Origin of the sequence: Streptomyces sp. Q6, assembly GCF_036967205.1 — a bacterium.
GTDB lineage: Bacteria > Actinomycetota > Actinomycetes > Streptomycetales > Streptomycetaceae > Streptomyces > Streptomyces citrinus.
In genome coordinates this window covers 361,865-375,719 of the sequence record NZ_CP146022.1, presented here as the reverse complement: position 1 = coordinate 375,719, position 13,855 = coordinate 361,865, and the positions used below count along the sequence as shown (strand labels likewise).

The window sequence follows — 13,855 nt, the reverse complement described above, 5'->3', positions numbered from 1 at the left end:
CGGAGCATCGGGACGTTGGCTCCCGGTATGAGGATCAGCGATGCGTCCAGGATCAGTGGCGTGAGTGCGCGTTCGTTGCGGTACTACGAGGACGAGGGCCTGATCGTTCCCGGGCGTTGCGGCAACGGGTTCCGCGACTACTGCCGGTCCACGGTCGACCGGGTGCTCGTCATCCGCTCGCTGCTGGAGTCCGGGCTGCCCGTGCGGTTGATCAGGGACGTTCTGCCCAGCCTTACCGATGGAGCCGGTGCCGGCACGGATGCGGTGTGCGCGGAGTTCCTGCACGAGGTGCGGAGCTACCGCGACCGACTCGCCGCACGCATCGCCGTTCTCAGCGAGCAGCAGGCGGCACTCGACGTCTACCTGCGAGAGGCCCGCCGGACTGATCCCTGACAGTCGCTTGACCTTGACGCAAGTGTCAGACTCCTACGTTCGGCGCATGGAGATCAACGAACAGCGGTACGCCGCTGAGCAGACGGTATGCGTACTGGTCCAGCGGTCGCGGCGGGGGCCGAAGGATCTGACCCTCGTGACCGATCACCGCCGACCCGCCGCGGGGCCTGACGAGTACCTGATCCGCGTCGGCGCCGCCGGGGTCAACTTCGCGGACGTCATGCAGGCCCGTGGCACGTACGACGGAGGCCCGCAGGCGCCCTATGTGGCGGGCTTCGAAGCCGCCGGCGAGATCGTGGGCGTCGGCGCGGAGGTCGATCGCCCACTCCCGCTCGGCACCCACGTCGTCGGGGTCGGACCGGGCGCCTTCGCGCAGTACATGACCATGCCGTCCGCGGGCGTGCTTCCCGTGCCGTCCGGTTGGAGCGACGCCGAGGCTCTCGGCTTGGTGCTGAACTGGGCGACCGCGCTGGCGGCACTGAAGCCGTTGGGCCGGATCGCAGCGGGTGACGTGGTGCTCGTTCATGCCGCGGCCGGAGGCGTGGGGCAGGCCGCCGTCCGTCTCGCCCGCCACTACGGTGCGCGCGTGATCGCCACGGCGTCACCGGCCAAGCACGACACCGTCAGAGCGCTCGGCGCCGATGAGGTCCTGGACGGCCGACGTCCCGATCTGGCCGCCGAGATCGACCGTCTGACCGGCGGAGTCGACCTCGTCCTGGAATCGGTGGGACACGCCACGTTCGAGGTCAGCCTGTCGGTGACGAAACCCTTCACCGGACGCGTCGTCGTGTTCGGCGCCGCCTCCGGCGACGCCACACTCGACACGCACGACCTGATCTTCACCCATCAGGTGCAGATCAAGGGCCTGCACATCGGTGCCCTGGCCACCGCGGCCCCCTCCCTCTACGAGGCTCTGCTCGTGGAGATCGAGGCACTCATCGCCCACGGCGTCTACCCGCCCGGCTCCCCCCAGGTCCACCCCTTGGCCGAGGGACCGGCGGTGTTGCGGCGACTCGAAGCGGGCCGGACCCACGGCAAGCACGCCCTCGATCCCTGGCGCCAGGGGCCGGGGATCGAGTGGTCGGATGCCGCTGACCACGACCAGCGGTGACAACGGTCCACGAGTGCGACGTTCACGACGGTACGTACGGTGAGCTCAGAGCCGGTGCGCACACCGAATCCGCGCACCGGACCGCTTACCAGAGTGGAGTGAATCGTGAAGGCAGCCCGCTTCAGCCGTTTCGGAGGGCCGGAGGTCCTTGAGATCGTCGACCTCCCCGTCCCTCACCCGGGTCCCGGCCAGATCCGGATCGCGGTGCGGGCCGCCGGTGTCAACGCGAGCGACTGGAAGAAGCGCCAGGGCCTGATGGACGAGGAACTCCCGCAGACCCTCGGTCACGAGGCGGCGGGCGTCGTCGACGCGCTCGGCGAGGGCGTCGACGACGTGGCCGTCGGCGACCGCGTGTTCGGCTTCAGTGAAGAGGGCGCGGCCCAGGCCGAGTCGGCGGTCCTGTCGCACTACGCGCCGATCCCGCCGTCCCTCGACTTCGCCGCCGCCGCGGGCCTGCCGGCCGCCCTGGAGACGGCGATGCGGGCGCTCGACCAGCTCGGCGTCTCTCACGACAGCACCGTGCTGATCAACGGCGCCTCGGGCAGCGTCGGCAGCGCCGCCGTCCAGCTCGCCGCGGCCCGCGGCGCCCGGGTGATCGGCACCGCCGGCCCCGCCAACCACGACTATCTGCGGAGCCTCGGCGCCGAGCCCGTCGCCTACGGAGAGGGCCTCGTCGACCGCGTCCGCGCGCTCGCGCCGCACGGCGTCGATCTCGCCCTCGACGTCGCCGGAAGTGGCGTGCTCCCGGACCTCATCGGCCTCGCGGGCGGTCCGGAGCACGTCGTGACGCTCGCCGACTTCGCCGGGGCACGCGATCACGACGTGCGCTTCAGCCGCGGAGACACGGGCCGCGCGGTCCATGTCCTCGACGAGATCGGCGCGTTGATCGAGACCGGGCGCTATGTGCCCCCGGCCGTACGGACCTTCCCGCTCGCCGACATCGCGCAGGCCCACCGCGTCGGCGAACGCGGCGGGGTGCGCGGAAAGCTCGTCCTGGTCGTCGACTGACGGGTGGGGCCGGGCGGCGAACACCCCGGCCCCACCCGTCCGAAGCCGGTCAAGGCGGTTCAGAGCCGGGCGGCTCAGGCGTGGACCAGCGCCTCGCCACCGTTCAGCACGGCCCGCTCGGCCCGCGACGCCTGCGGGATCCACTCATGGGCCAGAGCCGCATACGTGGTGACGTCGTGCCACGCCCCCTGGGTGTGGAACAGCTCGCGGAGCGTGGCCTCGGGGCGCAGCCCCGCCGCGAGCATCACCTCCCGCATCCGGACGTGGTCGACCCGGTGGCCGGCCCAGATCCGGTGCAGTCCCAACCGGCCGAAGCCGTACGCCATGAGCAGCCGGCCCGCCTCGTGGCCGTGGCCGCGGACCGGAGCGTCCGGCAGCAGGACGAGACCGGTGAGCATGGCGTTGCGCCCGTACTCCTCGACGAGCAGCGCCATGGTGCCGACCATCGTCGTGTCCCCCGGCGCGCAGACGGCCAGGGTGTGCCTGCGCCGGGGATGCGTGTACGGCTGGGCGAGGCACTGGGCGAAGGCGTCCTGGGCCTGGCGGGCGTCCATCCGGTCGATGCCGAGATAGCGGGTCAGGACGCGGTGGGTGTGGATGCGTTCGAAGGGCGCGAGGTCGGTGGCGCGCATCTCGCGCAACCAGAGCCGTTCGCCGTGCAGTTCGGGCAGATGGTTCATGACGCGACTCCGGCGGGTTCGAGCGCGGCACGCTCCGGGCGGCCGACGAGTTCGTCGAGGTCCACGTAGTAGCGGCCCGACGCCACCGGACGGCCCAGCAGGACGCGGCGGGCCGTGTCGGTGACGAGCGCGCCGCCGAGCATCACCCCGCTGGCCAGCTGCGGCCAGCTGGACAGGGTGCGGCCGATCCTGCCGAGCGCGTCGGTCATCGCGGGGCTCAGCCGGCTCTCGTCGCAGACCCGCAGCAGGAAGGCGAGTGCGGCGTCCGGGTCGAGAACCCGGATGTCCCGCGCCGTGAGGTCACCGGCCCTGCCGTGGAAGAGCGGACGGCCGGGCTCCTCGTCGAAACGCTCCACGTCAAGCATCCCGCGGTCGTTGGCGTCCATGAGGACCGGGACGCGACGGGCCCGCGCGCACTCGCGCACGGCGGCCTTCACCCACGGTGTGTCGCACTCCTCGACCAGCAGGTCGAGAGGGTGTGCGGCGTCGCCGAAGAACTCCTCGACGGTGTTCTCGTCGAGCCCTTCGTGCCACACCTCGATGTCGAGATAGGGGTCGATCTCGTACATCTGCCGTGCGCAGAGCACGGTCTTGGGGACGCCCAGATCGTGCACGCCGGCCCGCAGTCGGTTGAGATTGCTCAGTCCGAGCCGGTCGAAGTCGGCCAGGCGGAACGATCCTCCTACGCCTTCCATGGCGCAGGTCAGCGCGGCGCTGTTGCCGACGGAGAGACCGACGACGCCGATCCGGCGGCCGAGCAGATGGTCTTGTTCCGTGGCGCTGATCTTGTCGCGGTTGCGGTCGGTGCGCACCCGGCGGAACTGGTCCCGCGGCAGCACGTGGACCAGCCGCCGCGACCACGGGTACCAGACCCAGGTGCCGTACCGTCGCCGCTCGGCACCGGCGCACACCGCGTCGACGGCGGCGTCGAGCCGAGCCCCGCGGAGCGCGTCACCGGGGTGCAGGCACCGCACCAGTTCGACGAGTTGGTCGTCGATGCGGTCATGTGTCTCCCGGACGGCGCCGGAAGCGATCAGGTCGTCGAAGCGGGCCAGGTCAGAGGGTTCGGACAGACGCAGGAGGACGGGACGACAGACGTCCTCCGGCTCATGTTCCGGAGCGGGATACGACGCGTCGTCCCGGGCGGAAGCATCAGAAATGATCACGAGGCCGCAAGCTAGCAGCGAACGATCTTGGAAAGCCCTTGCGGCAGGAGCCGCGTGTCACCGAACACTCGCGCGGGTGTTCACCGCGGCCGATCGGCCCGTCGCGCGCGGGCCCGTCCCTTCGACCGGGGCGCAACGGGCCGAGGCCTCACGCGAGTTCGGGATGCGGGTCCGCGGGCCGCGATGTCGGCTGCGGGGTGACCGCGGCCTTCGGGTCCCACAGCTTCATCGTGCGGACGTACATGTGGATCACGGAAGCCATCGCCAGGACGAGCAGCGGTCCGAACACCCACGGGTGGGCGGCCAGATGCCGCGGGACGAAGCGGTACGACACCAGCAGCAGGGCGAAGACCATCGATCCGTAGCTCACCAGCAGGGTGGCGGACCGGTCCCAGCCGCGCGCCACGGCGCGCATGGTGGCCTCGACCGTGAGCGCGAACACCACACCGGCGATGAGATCCGCGCCGTAGTGGTAGCCGAAGCCGAGCGTCGCCGTCAGGGTGGCGACCAGCCAGAACGTACCCGCGTACCGCATGAGGCGTGAGCCCTCGCGGGAGTGGATGAACAGGGACGTGGCCCAGGCCGTGTGCAGGCTCGGCATGCAGTTGCGCGGTGTGATCTCGTCGAACGGGATCGCGTGCGTGGCGATCGGCGGCACCGTGTGCGGCCACAGGTCCGCCACCGCCCAGCTCCCGCCGTCGGGTCCGTAGGCGTACAGCGGTCCGACCACCGGGAAGAGCATGTAGACGGCCGGGCCGATCAGGCCGATGGCCAGGAAGGTCCGTACGAGGTGGTGGGCCGGGAAGCGCCGCTCGATGCCCACGTGGCGCAGTTGGTACAGGCCGACGAGCGCGGCCGCCAGCGGGAGTTGCCCGTAGACCACGCCGAGGACATGGCCGCTGAGCGGACCGGTGGCCTCCATGAAGCGGCCGACCAGCCAGGACGGGTTGCCCAGCGCGTGGTCGACGGTGGCCACGTACGGGTCGAGGACCGTCGGCCGGGTCTTCGATGTGATGAGCAGCCAGGTGTCGCCCGTCTTGTGGCCGAACACCAGGAGGAGCCCGAGCCCGGACCCCTTGAGCAGGAGGGAACGCTCGGCTCCGGTGCGGCGGGTGACGGCGACGACCGCGCAGCCCAGGATCACCCACAGCGCGCCGTTGCCGAAGTTCATGTCGGCGCCGACGGCCCACCGCACCAGCCAGAAGACGACATCGATGCCCACCGCCGCGCCGACGGCGAGGAAACGCTGCCGCCAGGTGAGCACCACCATCGTCAGCGCGAGGCCCGCGTACAGTAGCGGTCCGGAATGCGGCGCGAAGATCACCTCGCGCGCTTCGACGGTGAGGGGGCCCGGTTCGCCGTAGCGGCGCGCCGCGTATTCGAGGACGACGAAGAATCCGAGGGTCACGAGCCCCGCCGCGGCCCACAGGCCGCGCCGACCGGGCGTAGGTATTCGGGGTGGTGTGGTTCTCAATGGCCTGACTTATCGGGGAAAGTCTCTAGAGAGTGTCTAGAAAAGGGATATTTGGCGCACTCTCTGGGTGAACTTCCCGTGAGAAGTGCTGATCTAGGTGATCGTTCTGGGCTCGAACATGCTAGCGGGGCCGTGTCTGCCAGGTAGAGGCACCTCGGAAGGTGGTGAGCCGGTCTGCCACGGGACGGCCCGTCGACCGGCGCGGCGAAATTCCGTCGACGTCACGCGCCGCGCCCTCTAACGTGCCGAGCCGGTGCGGGTCCGCCTGGGGACGCCGCGGGAACGGGGGGACGGGAACATGGGCGCGCGCAGACATCTCATCGGGGGCGGCTGGCGCTCGGCGGACGTCTTCACCGGCTTCCTGCGGGACGCGGGGACGCACGCACGGATCGGCTGCGTCGTCCTCGACGAGGGCGACGGCGAGGTCGACAAGGAGTTCGCCCGCTACGCGCGGCGCCTGACCGAGGCGGCGCCCTGCGTGCCGGTCGCGCTGCCCGTCCCGATCGGCTCCCGCTTCGACCCGTCGGTTCTGGACGCGGTGGACGCCGTCCTCGTGTGCGGCGGCCTGACCCCCGCCTACCAGCAGGCACTCGCCCCGCGCGCGGACGAACTCGTGGACCTCATCGGCCGCAGGGACCTGCCGTACGCCGGGTTCTCCGCCGGTGCCGCGCTCGCCGCCCGGACGGCGCTCGTCGGCGGCTGGCTCGACGGGGGAGTCCCGGTCTGCCCGCCGGACAGCGCGGAGGACCTGGAGGACGTGACGGTCGCGCCGGGGCTCGGGCTCGTCCCGTTCACCGTGGACGTGCACGCCGCCCAGTGGGGCACCCTGCCCCGCCTGATCGCGGCGGTCGCCCGTGGCGACGTGCGCGAGGGGGTGGCACTCGACGAGGACACGCTGATCACGTACGAGCCCGGGGCGGCCCCCTGGTCGGCGGCGCTGGACGTGCGCACGTCGTGCGCCGCGGGGACGATGGTGTGGTCGTGCGCTCCTGTTCCGCGGGCGAGGACCTCCTCGTCGGCCCCTAAGGGGCAGCACGGCTGATCGCACCGTCGGCCGGAAGGACAGCCGCTCATGAGCCCCTCACCCGTCCGGGCGGACACGCTCGCCGCGAGCAGCGGCACCGCCATGTTCTTCACCGTCATCGGCGTCCTGATCGTGGTCGCCCTGCTCGTCCTGCTGTGGACGAGCAGGCGCCGCCTCGCCCAGCGCCCGGACCCGCCGCAGACACCGCAGCCGCGCGCCGACTCGTGGGAGGAGCCCGACGACCCCGACCACGACCCCCGGTGAGCCGGCGATGGACCCCGTGCGGGCGCTGGAACGCATCGCGTTCCTGCTGGAGCGGGGCCGCGCCCCGACCTACCGCGTACGCGCCTTCCGCACGGCCGCGGGCATCGTCGCCGGGCTGAGCGACACCGAACTCGCCGAGCGCGTCAGCAAGAACTCCCTGGAAGCGCTCAAGGGGATCGGCCCCAGAACCGCGGGCGTGATCCGCGAGGCCTGGGCGGGCGAGGTACCCGCGTACCTGGAACGGCTGGAGGAAGAGGCACGGACGCCGCTCCTCGAAGGAGACGCGGGCACGGCGCTGCGAGCCCTGTTGCGCGGCGACTGCCACCTGCACTCCGACTGGTCGGACGGCGGCAGCCCCATCGAGGAGATGGGCCGCGCGGCCCGGGAGATCGGACACGAGTGGGCCGTGCTCACCGACCACTCCCCGCGACTGACGATCGCCCGCGGGCTGTCGCCGCAGCGGCTGCGGGAGCAACTGGAGGCGGTGGCCGCGCTCAACGCCACCTGGGCACCGTTCCGGCTGCTCACCGGCATCGAGTGCGACATCCTCGACGACGGCTCCCTCGATCAGGAGCCCGAACTGCTCGACCGGCTCGACGTCGTGGTCGTGTCCGTGCACTCGAAACTGCGCATGGACGCCGGCGCGATGACCCGCCGCATGGTGGCCGCGGTCAGCAACCCCCGCGCCGACATCCTCGGCCACTGCACCGGGCGGCTGGTCACCGGGCGGGGCCGGCCCGAGTCGCGGTTCGACGCCGACGCCGTGTTCGCGGCGTGCGCCGCCGCGGGCACCGCGGTGGAGATCAACAGCAGGCCGGAACGGCTCGACCCGCCCCGCAGGCTGCTGCGCCGCGCCGTGGCGGCGGGCACCCTGTTCTCCGTGGACACCGACGCGCACGCGCCGGGCCAGCTGGACTGGCAGATCCTCGGCTGCGCCCGCGCCGAGGAGTGCGCGGTACCCGTGGACGACGTGGTGACGACCTGGCCCGTCGACCGGCTCCTGGACTGGACACGGGGCAAGCGCGCACAGGGCCGGACCGCGTGACCTGCCGCGCCCGCGCGATCAGACGGGCGTGACCCGCGCGGCCACCGGCAGATGGTCGCTGCCGGTGGCGGGCAGCGTCCTGATCCGGCCGACCGTCGCCGAGCGGGCCATCACCTGGTCGATCCTGGCCAGCGGGAACGCCGTGGGAAAGCTGAGGGCGAAGCCCCGGTGGGACACGTTCAACCGGGACGTCAGCGGATCGAGACCGCGGTCGTCGACTGTGCCGTTGAGATCGCCGAGCAGGACCACCGTGCCGACCGGCTCGGCCGCAATCGCCCTCCCGAGCAGCCCCGCGCTCTCGTCCCGCGGCGCGGACGCGAATCCGGTCGCCGTGACACGGACCGACGGCAGGTGCGCGACGTACACCGCGATCTCCCCGCCCGGCGCGTGGACCACGGAGCGCAGCCCGCGGCTCCACGCCTCGTCGATCGCGCGCGGCTTGATGTCCACGGCCCGGCTCCCGCTCAGCGGGTACGCCGACCAGAGACCGACCGTGCCGCGCACCGCGTGGTACGGGTAGTCGGCGGCCAGGACCTCGCGGTACGCGGACAGGTCCCGGGGCAACAGTTCCTCCAGCGCGATGAGTTCGGGCCCCGCGGCGGCCAGCGCGCGCGCCGTGCCCGCGGGGTCGGTGTTCTCGTCGCTCACGTTGTGCTGCACGACATCGAGCCCCGGCCGCCCCGGGTCCTCGGCGGGCAGGAGCAGACCCCCGAACTGGTACGCCCAGGCCGCCACCGGCACGAGCAGCGCCAGGAGAGCGGTCGCCGAGCGGCGCAGCAGGGCGCACACCGCCAACGCCGGTACCACCAGGCCGAGCCACGGCAGAAACGCCTCCAGCAGGCTCCCCAGCCGTCCCACCGCGTTGGGCACCAGCCCCGGGAACGCCAGCAGAGCTGCGGTGACCAGGGCCACGGCGGCGAGCACCCGGCCGCGCGTCCACCTCGATGTACCCGGACGTATCCACCGGCCCGCCCGCGCGGACGTACCGGGCCCGCCCTCGTCCGCCGACGTCATCGCGATGCGCCTCCCTCTGCCCACGTCACCCAGGACGACCGGAGGCGAAGAACAGTTGCCGGCGCATGACATAGATCACGAAACAGGCGCCCGGTTTCTGGAATGCGTGGAGGAACACCGAGGCTGGACCCGTAGTGGGTCTGCCCTGTTCCGGGGCCGTGCGGGCCGAAGTGCTCCGCGCGAGGCCGTGGGGGCGGGATGTCCTCCCTCATGGCCCGCTGCCCGCGTCCGCCCGTCCCCGCGGGACCGCTGTCTTCGAAAGGTCTCTCTCCACCATGCCGCTGGCTCTGCTGGCCCTGGCTGTCGTCGCGTTCGGCATCGGCACCACCGAGTTCGCCACGATGGGGCTGCTGCCCCAGATCGCCGACGGCGTCGACGTGTCCGTGCCGCACGCGGGCAACCTCGTGTCGGCGTACGCGCTCGGTGTCGTCGTCGGCGCCCCCGTCCTCACCGGCATCGGCGCGCGGATCCCGCACAAGCGGCTGCTGCTGCTCCTGTCCGCGCTGTTCGTGGCGGGCAACACCGCGTCGGCGCTGGCCCCCGACTTCGGGACGCTCTTCGCCGCCCGCTTCATCGCGGGTCTGCCGCACGGGGCGCTGTTCGGTGTGGGCGCCGTCGTCGCCTCCCGGCTCGTGGCCCCCGAGCGGGCGGCGCGCGCCGTGTCGAAGATGTTCCTCGGTCTCACCGTCGCGAACATCGTCGGCGTACCTCTCGGAACGGCCCTGGGGCAGCACCTCGGGTGGCGTTCCGCCTACTACGCCGTCGCCGTGATCGGACTGGTCGCCCTCGCAGCGATCGCCGCCTTCGTGCCCCACCAGCCACGCGGCGCGCAGTCCGGGATCCGGCACGAACTGCGGGCCATGGGCAACAAGCAGGTCGTCCTCGGCCTGGCCACGGCCGTCGTCGGATTCGGCGGATTCTTCGCCGTCTACAGCTACCTGGTGCCGATGCTCACGCACCTGACCGGCATCTCGGACACCTCCACCACCCTGGTCCTCGCGCTGTACGGCGTCGGCATGACGGTCGGCACCCTGCTCGCGGGACCGCTCACGGACCGCGCCCTGCGCCCGACGCTGTACGGCGGTCTCGTCCTGCTCGCCGCGGCGCTGGTGACGTTCTACTTCACCGTGCACAGCACCGTGCCCGCCCTGCTGACGATCACCTTCATCGGCGCCATGGGCTCGCTCATCACCACGCCCGTCCAGATGCTGCTGATGGCCAAGGCGAAGAACGCGCCGACGATGGCCGCCGCCTCCAACCACTCGGCCTTCAACCTGGCCAACGCGGGCGGCGCCTGGCTGGGCGGCCTCGTCATCACGGCCGGCTGGGGCTGGGCCGCACCCAACCTGGCCGGCGCGGCCCTCGCCGTGGCCGGTCTGGTCCTCGCCGTGATCAGCGGCCGCATCGACCGGGGCGGCGACCCCTCCGAGCCGGCCGCCTCCCGCGCCGTATCCGTCACGAAGGAGTCGGACCGGGCAGCGCAGACAGGGCAGCCGGAGCAGACGGCGCGGGCCGCGGCGAACGGATGACCTCGGGGCCCGGCGCACCCGGGCCCCAACTCCCTTGACGCACCACCTTGTTGGGTGTCCTGCCGCGCGCCGGGGGTACCCGTACGGCGTCGAAGAGCCGGTGGGAGCCTCGGGAGGGCGGACATGGAACGCGTCAGAAACTTTCTGGCCAAGAACCTGTGGGCACAGACGGCGCTGTCGATCGTCGTCGCCGCCCTGCTGATCCAACTGCTCTACCCGGGGCGCTCGTTCCTCGCGACCCTGGCCCGCGTCGTGGTCATCTCGCTCGGCGGAGTCGGCGTCACCCTGGCGATCCGCCGCAGGGAGAAGCGGGCCGCCGGAAGCACGGACGGCCTGGTCTCGCTCGACCGCAGGCTGCGCACCGGTGACGTACCGACCGATCCCGAGGAACGCCGGGCCATGCGCGAACTGGTCGACCAGCGCCTGCGGCGCACGCGCCACCGCAAGGCCGCGCTCGTCTTCCTGGCGCTGATGTTCGTGACGATCACCGTACTGACGGCCCTCACGGCGGGACCGCGCCAGACCATCGGATTCTCCGTCCTCACCGTGCTGTTCATCGGCTGGATGACCTACATGAGCAACCTCCAGGACCGGCGCCTGCACACCATGGACGACGCCCTGCGCTCCGGCCCCCGCGACAGCGGCTCCGAGGAACCCTCCGACCGTCACTCGCTGTTCAACCAGTGGTGATGGGCTGCTCGAAGCGGGGGAGTGCCGTACAGTCGCCCGCCAACTGGCAGCATCAACCGGCAAGAGAGCGACGGGGGTTGGGTCATGGCCGAGAGGCAGGGCTCGTGGTGGGAAGCAGCGGCGTGCCGCACGGCGGACCCGGAGGAGCTGTTCGTCGAAGGAGCGGCCCAGTCCGGCGCCAAGCGGATCTGCGCCGCGTGCGTGGTCAGGACCGAGTGCCTGTCCCACGCCCTGGACGAGCGCATCGAGCACGGCGTGTGGGGCGGCATGACGGAACGCGAGCGCCGGGCGCTGCTGCGCCGGCGCCCCACGGTCACGTCCTGGCGCACCCTCCTGGAGACCGCGCGCACCGACCACGAGCGGTCCGGCGCCGACGGCCGGACCGCCCGCGCCGGCTGACCCGGCGCCCCGTCACCCCACCAGGTCCGGCGAGCGCAGCATCTCGGGCGGGACGCCCCAGGCGTCGACCAGGGCGTCCGCGATCGGCCGGACCCGGCGGCACAGGTCGTTCACCTCGCGTGTGATCGCCTTGGACCGCTGCACCGTCAACCGGCCGTGCTCCATGAACCACGCCCGGTCGGCCTCGATCGACGACAGCGCGAACAGGTCGCACAGCAGCCCCAGCGCCTCCTTGTTGCCCCCGTCGGGGACGCTCCGCAGCTTCTCGACGAACGCCTCGAGGACCAGCCGCTCGACGTGCGCACGGGCCACCGCGATCACATGGTCCTGCACCCGCGAGAAGACGGCGCCGGGGCCGCCCTCCCGCTCGACCCCGCGCTTGAGCCGCCGGGCCACCCCCGCGAGCAGGTGCTCCTCGCGGAAACGCAGCATGGCCAGGTGGTACTCGGAGTCGAGCAGCCCCGCTTCCCGGTCCCACTCGTCGCCGCCCGGCAGCAGGTCGCGCACCCGCTCCAGCAGCTTGTGCGCCGACGTCTTCTCGATCACCGTCTCGACCGCGAGACCGGTCACGAACCGGGCCGTGCCGAGCTGGTCGAGATCCTCGAAGTCGCTCGCGTACCCCGTGAGCAGGCCCTTGGCGACAAGCTGGAGCAGGACGTGGTTGTCGCCCTCGAACGTCGTGAAGATGTCGCTGTCGGCCTTGAGGGCGGCGAACCGGTTCACCGCGAGATACCCGGCGCCACCGCACGCCTCGCGGCACTCCTGGATGACCCGCGTGGCGTGCCAGGTGCCGAGCGCCTTGGTGCCGGCGGCCCGCGACTCCAGCTCTCGCCGCGTCTGCTCGTCGTCCTCGATGCCGGACAGGACCTTGTGCAGATCGGTGCGCACCACGTCCTGCGCGAAGTGCAGCGCGTACGTCCGTGCCAGCAGCGGCAACAGGCGCCGCTGGTGCATGCCGTAGTCGAGGAGGAGCTGCTCCTCGCCGTCGGACGCCGTCTCGAACTGGCGCCGTCGCAGGGCGTACTTGACGGCGATCGCCAGAGCCACCTTGGACGCGTTGATCGCGCCGCCGCCGACGCTGACCCGCCCCTGCACCAGCGTGCCGAGCATCGTGAAGAAGCGGCGGCCCGGGTTCTCGATCGGGCTCTCGTACGTGCCGTCGGGGGAGACGTCGGCGAACCGGTTGAGGAGCGCCTCGCGCGGCACCCGCACCTCGTCGAACCAGATGCGGCCGTTGTCGACGCCGTTGAGCCCCATCTTGCGGCCGTCGTCCTCGATGCGGACACCGGGCGCCACCGCCCCGTCCACCCGGATCGGCACGACGAAGGCGTGCACCCCCTCGGACCGGTCGCCGACCCGCAACTGAGCGAAGACGACGGCCAGTTCGGCGTGGCGGGCGGCGTTGCCGATGTAGTCCTTGCGGGCCGCGTCGCCGTGCGTCGTGAGAACGAACTCCTGGGTGTCGACGTCGTAGGTCGCCACCGTGCCGAGCGCCTGGACGTTGGAGCCGTGTCCGGTCTCGGTCATCGCGAAGCAGCCCATCAGCCGCCCGGTGATCAGATCCGGCAGATAGGCCGCGTGATGGCGTTCGGTGCCGAGTTGCAGGATCGCCCCGCCGAACAGACCGAACTGCACGCCGACCTTCACCAGCACCGACAGATCACCGAACGCGAGCGTCTCGAACGCGGCGATGGACGCGCCGATGTCGCCCCCGCCGCCGTACTCCTCGGGAAAGCCCATCCCGGTCTGGCCGGTCGCCGCCAGCTCGACGACCAGTTCGCGCACCCGCTCACGGAACGCGTCGATGCCGAGTTCCTCGGCGTCCTCCAGGACGGAGGCGTGCGTCACCAGGTTCGTGCGGACGAGGTCCCGGATCGTGGCGTACTCGCCGTCGAGGATCGTGCGCAGCGCGTCGACGTCGACATCGGGCCGCGCGCGGCCGCCCCGGGGTGCAGAGGTGTCGTTGACCATGGTGGCCAGCTACCCCGTCCCCGGAGCGGCCAAGCGAAGTCCGTGCCGGGTGCCCGCCACCGGCGCAATCGTGACGGGCACCCGGCG

14 protein-coding genes are annotated in these 13,855 nt (G+C 71.9%); 9 read left to right on the top strand and 5 right to left on the bottom strand.

Annotated features, from left to right (window positions below):
- The first annotated feature begins 27 nt into the window (after nt 1–27).
- The 3 genes from V2W30_RS01920 (at nt 28) to V2W30_RS01910 (ending at nt 2,512) form a co-directional block, all read left to right on the top strand.
- Nucleotides 28–393, top strand: coding sequence for a MerR family transcriptional regulator (locus V2W30_RS01920; protein ID WP_338693078.1), 366 nt, complete (start codon nt 28–30; stop codon nt 391–393).
- A 46-nt stretch (nt 394–439) separates the two neighbouring features.
- Nucleotides 440–1,504 carry a zinc-binding dehydrogenase gene (locus V2W30_RS01915; protein ID WP_338693077.1) on the top strand — a complete coding sequence of 355 codons (1,065 nt, stop codon included), beginning with the start codon at nt 440–442 and terminating at the stop codon, nt 1,502–1,504.
- Nucleotides 1,505–1,609: 105 nt separating this feature from the next.
- Entirely contained in the window at nt 1,610–2,512 is a 903-nt protein-coding gene (locus V2W30_RS01910) for an NADP-dependent oxidoreductase (protein WP_338693076.1), read from the top strand.
- A gap of 74 nt (nt 2,513–2,586) precedes the next feature.
- On the opposite strand, the gene V2W30_RS01905 is transcribed toward V2W30_RS01910, so the two are convergent.
- The 3 genes from V2W30_RS01905 to V2W30_RS01895 all read right to left on the bottom strand — a co-directional run bounded on the left by V2W30_RS01905 (nt 2,587) and on the right by V2W30_RS01895 (nt 5,832).
- A complete protein-coding gene (locus V2W30_RS01905; protein WP_338693075.1) occupies nt 2,587–3,192 on the bottom strand; it encodes a GNAT family protein in 606 nt (201 codons plus the stop codon).
- On the bottom strand, nt 3,189–4,358 hold the full coding sequence (locus V2W30_RS01900; protein WP_338693074.1) for a ThiF family adenylyltransferase: 1,170 nt from the start codon (nt 4,356–4,358) through the stop codon (nt 3,189–3,191). The genes V2W30_RS01905 and V2W30_RS01900 overlap by 4 nt, the downstream gene beginning before the upstream one ends.
- A 148-nt stretch (nt 4,359–4,506) precedes the next feature.
- The gene (locus V2W30_RS01895) at nt 4,507–5,832 is read right to left on the bottom strand and encodes a phosphatase PAP2 family protein (protein WP_425244467.1); all 1,326 of its coding nucleotides are present in this window, start codon (nt 5,830–5,832) and stop codon (nt 4,507–4,509) included.
- Between the two features lie 298 nt (nt 5,833–6,130).
- On the opposite strand from V2W30_RS01895, the gene V2W30_RS01890 reads away from it, so the two are divergent.
- The 3 genes from V2W30_RS01890 to V2W30_RS01880 are packed head-to-tail and all read left to right on the top strand — an operon-like array spanning nt 6,131 to nt 8,165.
- Nucleotides 6,131–6,874, top strand: coding sequence for a hypothetical protein (locus V2W30_RS01890; protein WP_338693072.1), 744 nt, complete (start codon nt 6,131–6,133; stop codon nt 6,872–6,874).
- A gap of 30 nt (nt 6,875–6,904) precedes the next feature.
- Nucleotides 6,905–7,120, top strand: a complete 216-nt coding sequence (locus V2W30_RS01885) for a DUF6479 family protein (protein ID WP_338693070.1) — start codon at nt 6,905–6,907, stop codon at nt 7,118–7,120.
- Nucleotides 7,121–7,127: 7 nt separating this feature from the next.
- Nucleotides 7,128–8,165, top strand: a complete 1,038-nt coding sequence (locus tag V2W30_RS01880; RefSeq protein WP_338693068.1) for a PHP domain-containing protein — start codon at nt 7,128–7,130, stop codon at nt 8,163–8,165.
- A gap of 18 nt (nt 8,166–8,183) precedes the next feature.
- Here the strand turns inward: V2W30_RS01880 and V2W30_RS01875 are convergent, their stop codons facing one another.
- Nucleotides 8,184–9,179, bottom strand: a complete 996-nt coding sequence (locus tag V2W30_RS01875; RefSeq protein ID WP_338693066.1) for an endonuclease/exonuclease/phosphatase family protein — start codon at nt 9,177–9,179, stop codon at nt 8,184–8,186.
- A 275-nt stretch (nt 9,180–9,454) separates the two neighbouring features.
- On the opposite strand from V2W30_RS01875, the gene V2W30_RS01870 reads away from it, so the two are divergent.
- The 3 genes from V2W30_RS01870 to V2W30_RS01860 all read left to right on the top strand — a co-directional run bounded on the left by V2W30_RS01870 (nt 9,455) and on the right by V2W30_RS01860 (nt 11,797).
- A complete protein-coding gene (locus tag V2W30_RS01870; protein WP_338693064.1) occupies nt 9,455–10,708 on the top strand; it encodes an MFS transporter in 1,254 nt (417 codons plus the stop codon).
- Nucleotides 10,709–10,831: 123 nt separating this feature from the next.
- Nucleotides 10,832–11,398: a hypothetical protein gene (locus V2W30_RS01865; RefSeq protein ID WP_338693062.1), complete on the top strand. Its 567-nt coding sequence runs from the start codon at nt 10,832–10,834 to the stop codon at nt 11,396–11,398.
- Between the two features lie 84 nt (nt 11,399–11,482).
- Nucleotides 11,483–11,797 carry a WhiB family transcriptional regulator gene (locus tag V2W30_RS01860; protein WP_338693061.1) on the top strand — a complete coding sequence of 105 codons (315 nt, stop codon included), beginning with the start codon at nt 11,483–11,485 and terminating at the stop codon, nt 11,795–11,797.
- A 12-nt stretch (nt 11,798–11,809) separates the two neighbouring features.
- On the opposite strand, the gene V2W30_RS01855 is transcribed toward V2W30_RS01860, so the two are convergent.
- Nucleotides 11,810–13,768 carry an acyl-CoA dehydrogenase gene (locus V2W30_RS01855; protein ID WP_338693060.1) on the bottom strand — a complete coding sequence of 653 codons (1,959 nt, stop codon included), beginning with the start codon at nt 13,766–13,768 and terminating at the stop codon, nt 11,810–11,812.
- Nucleotides 13,769–13,855: the final 87 nt, after the last annotated feature.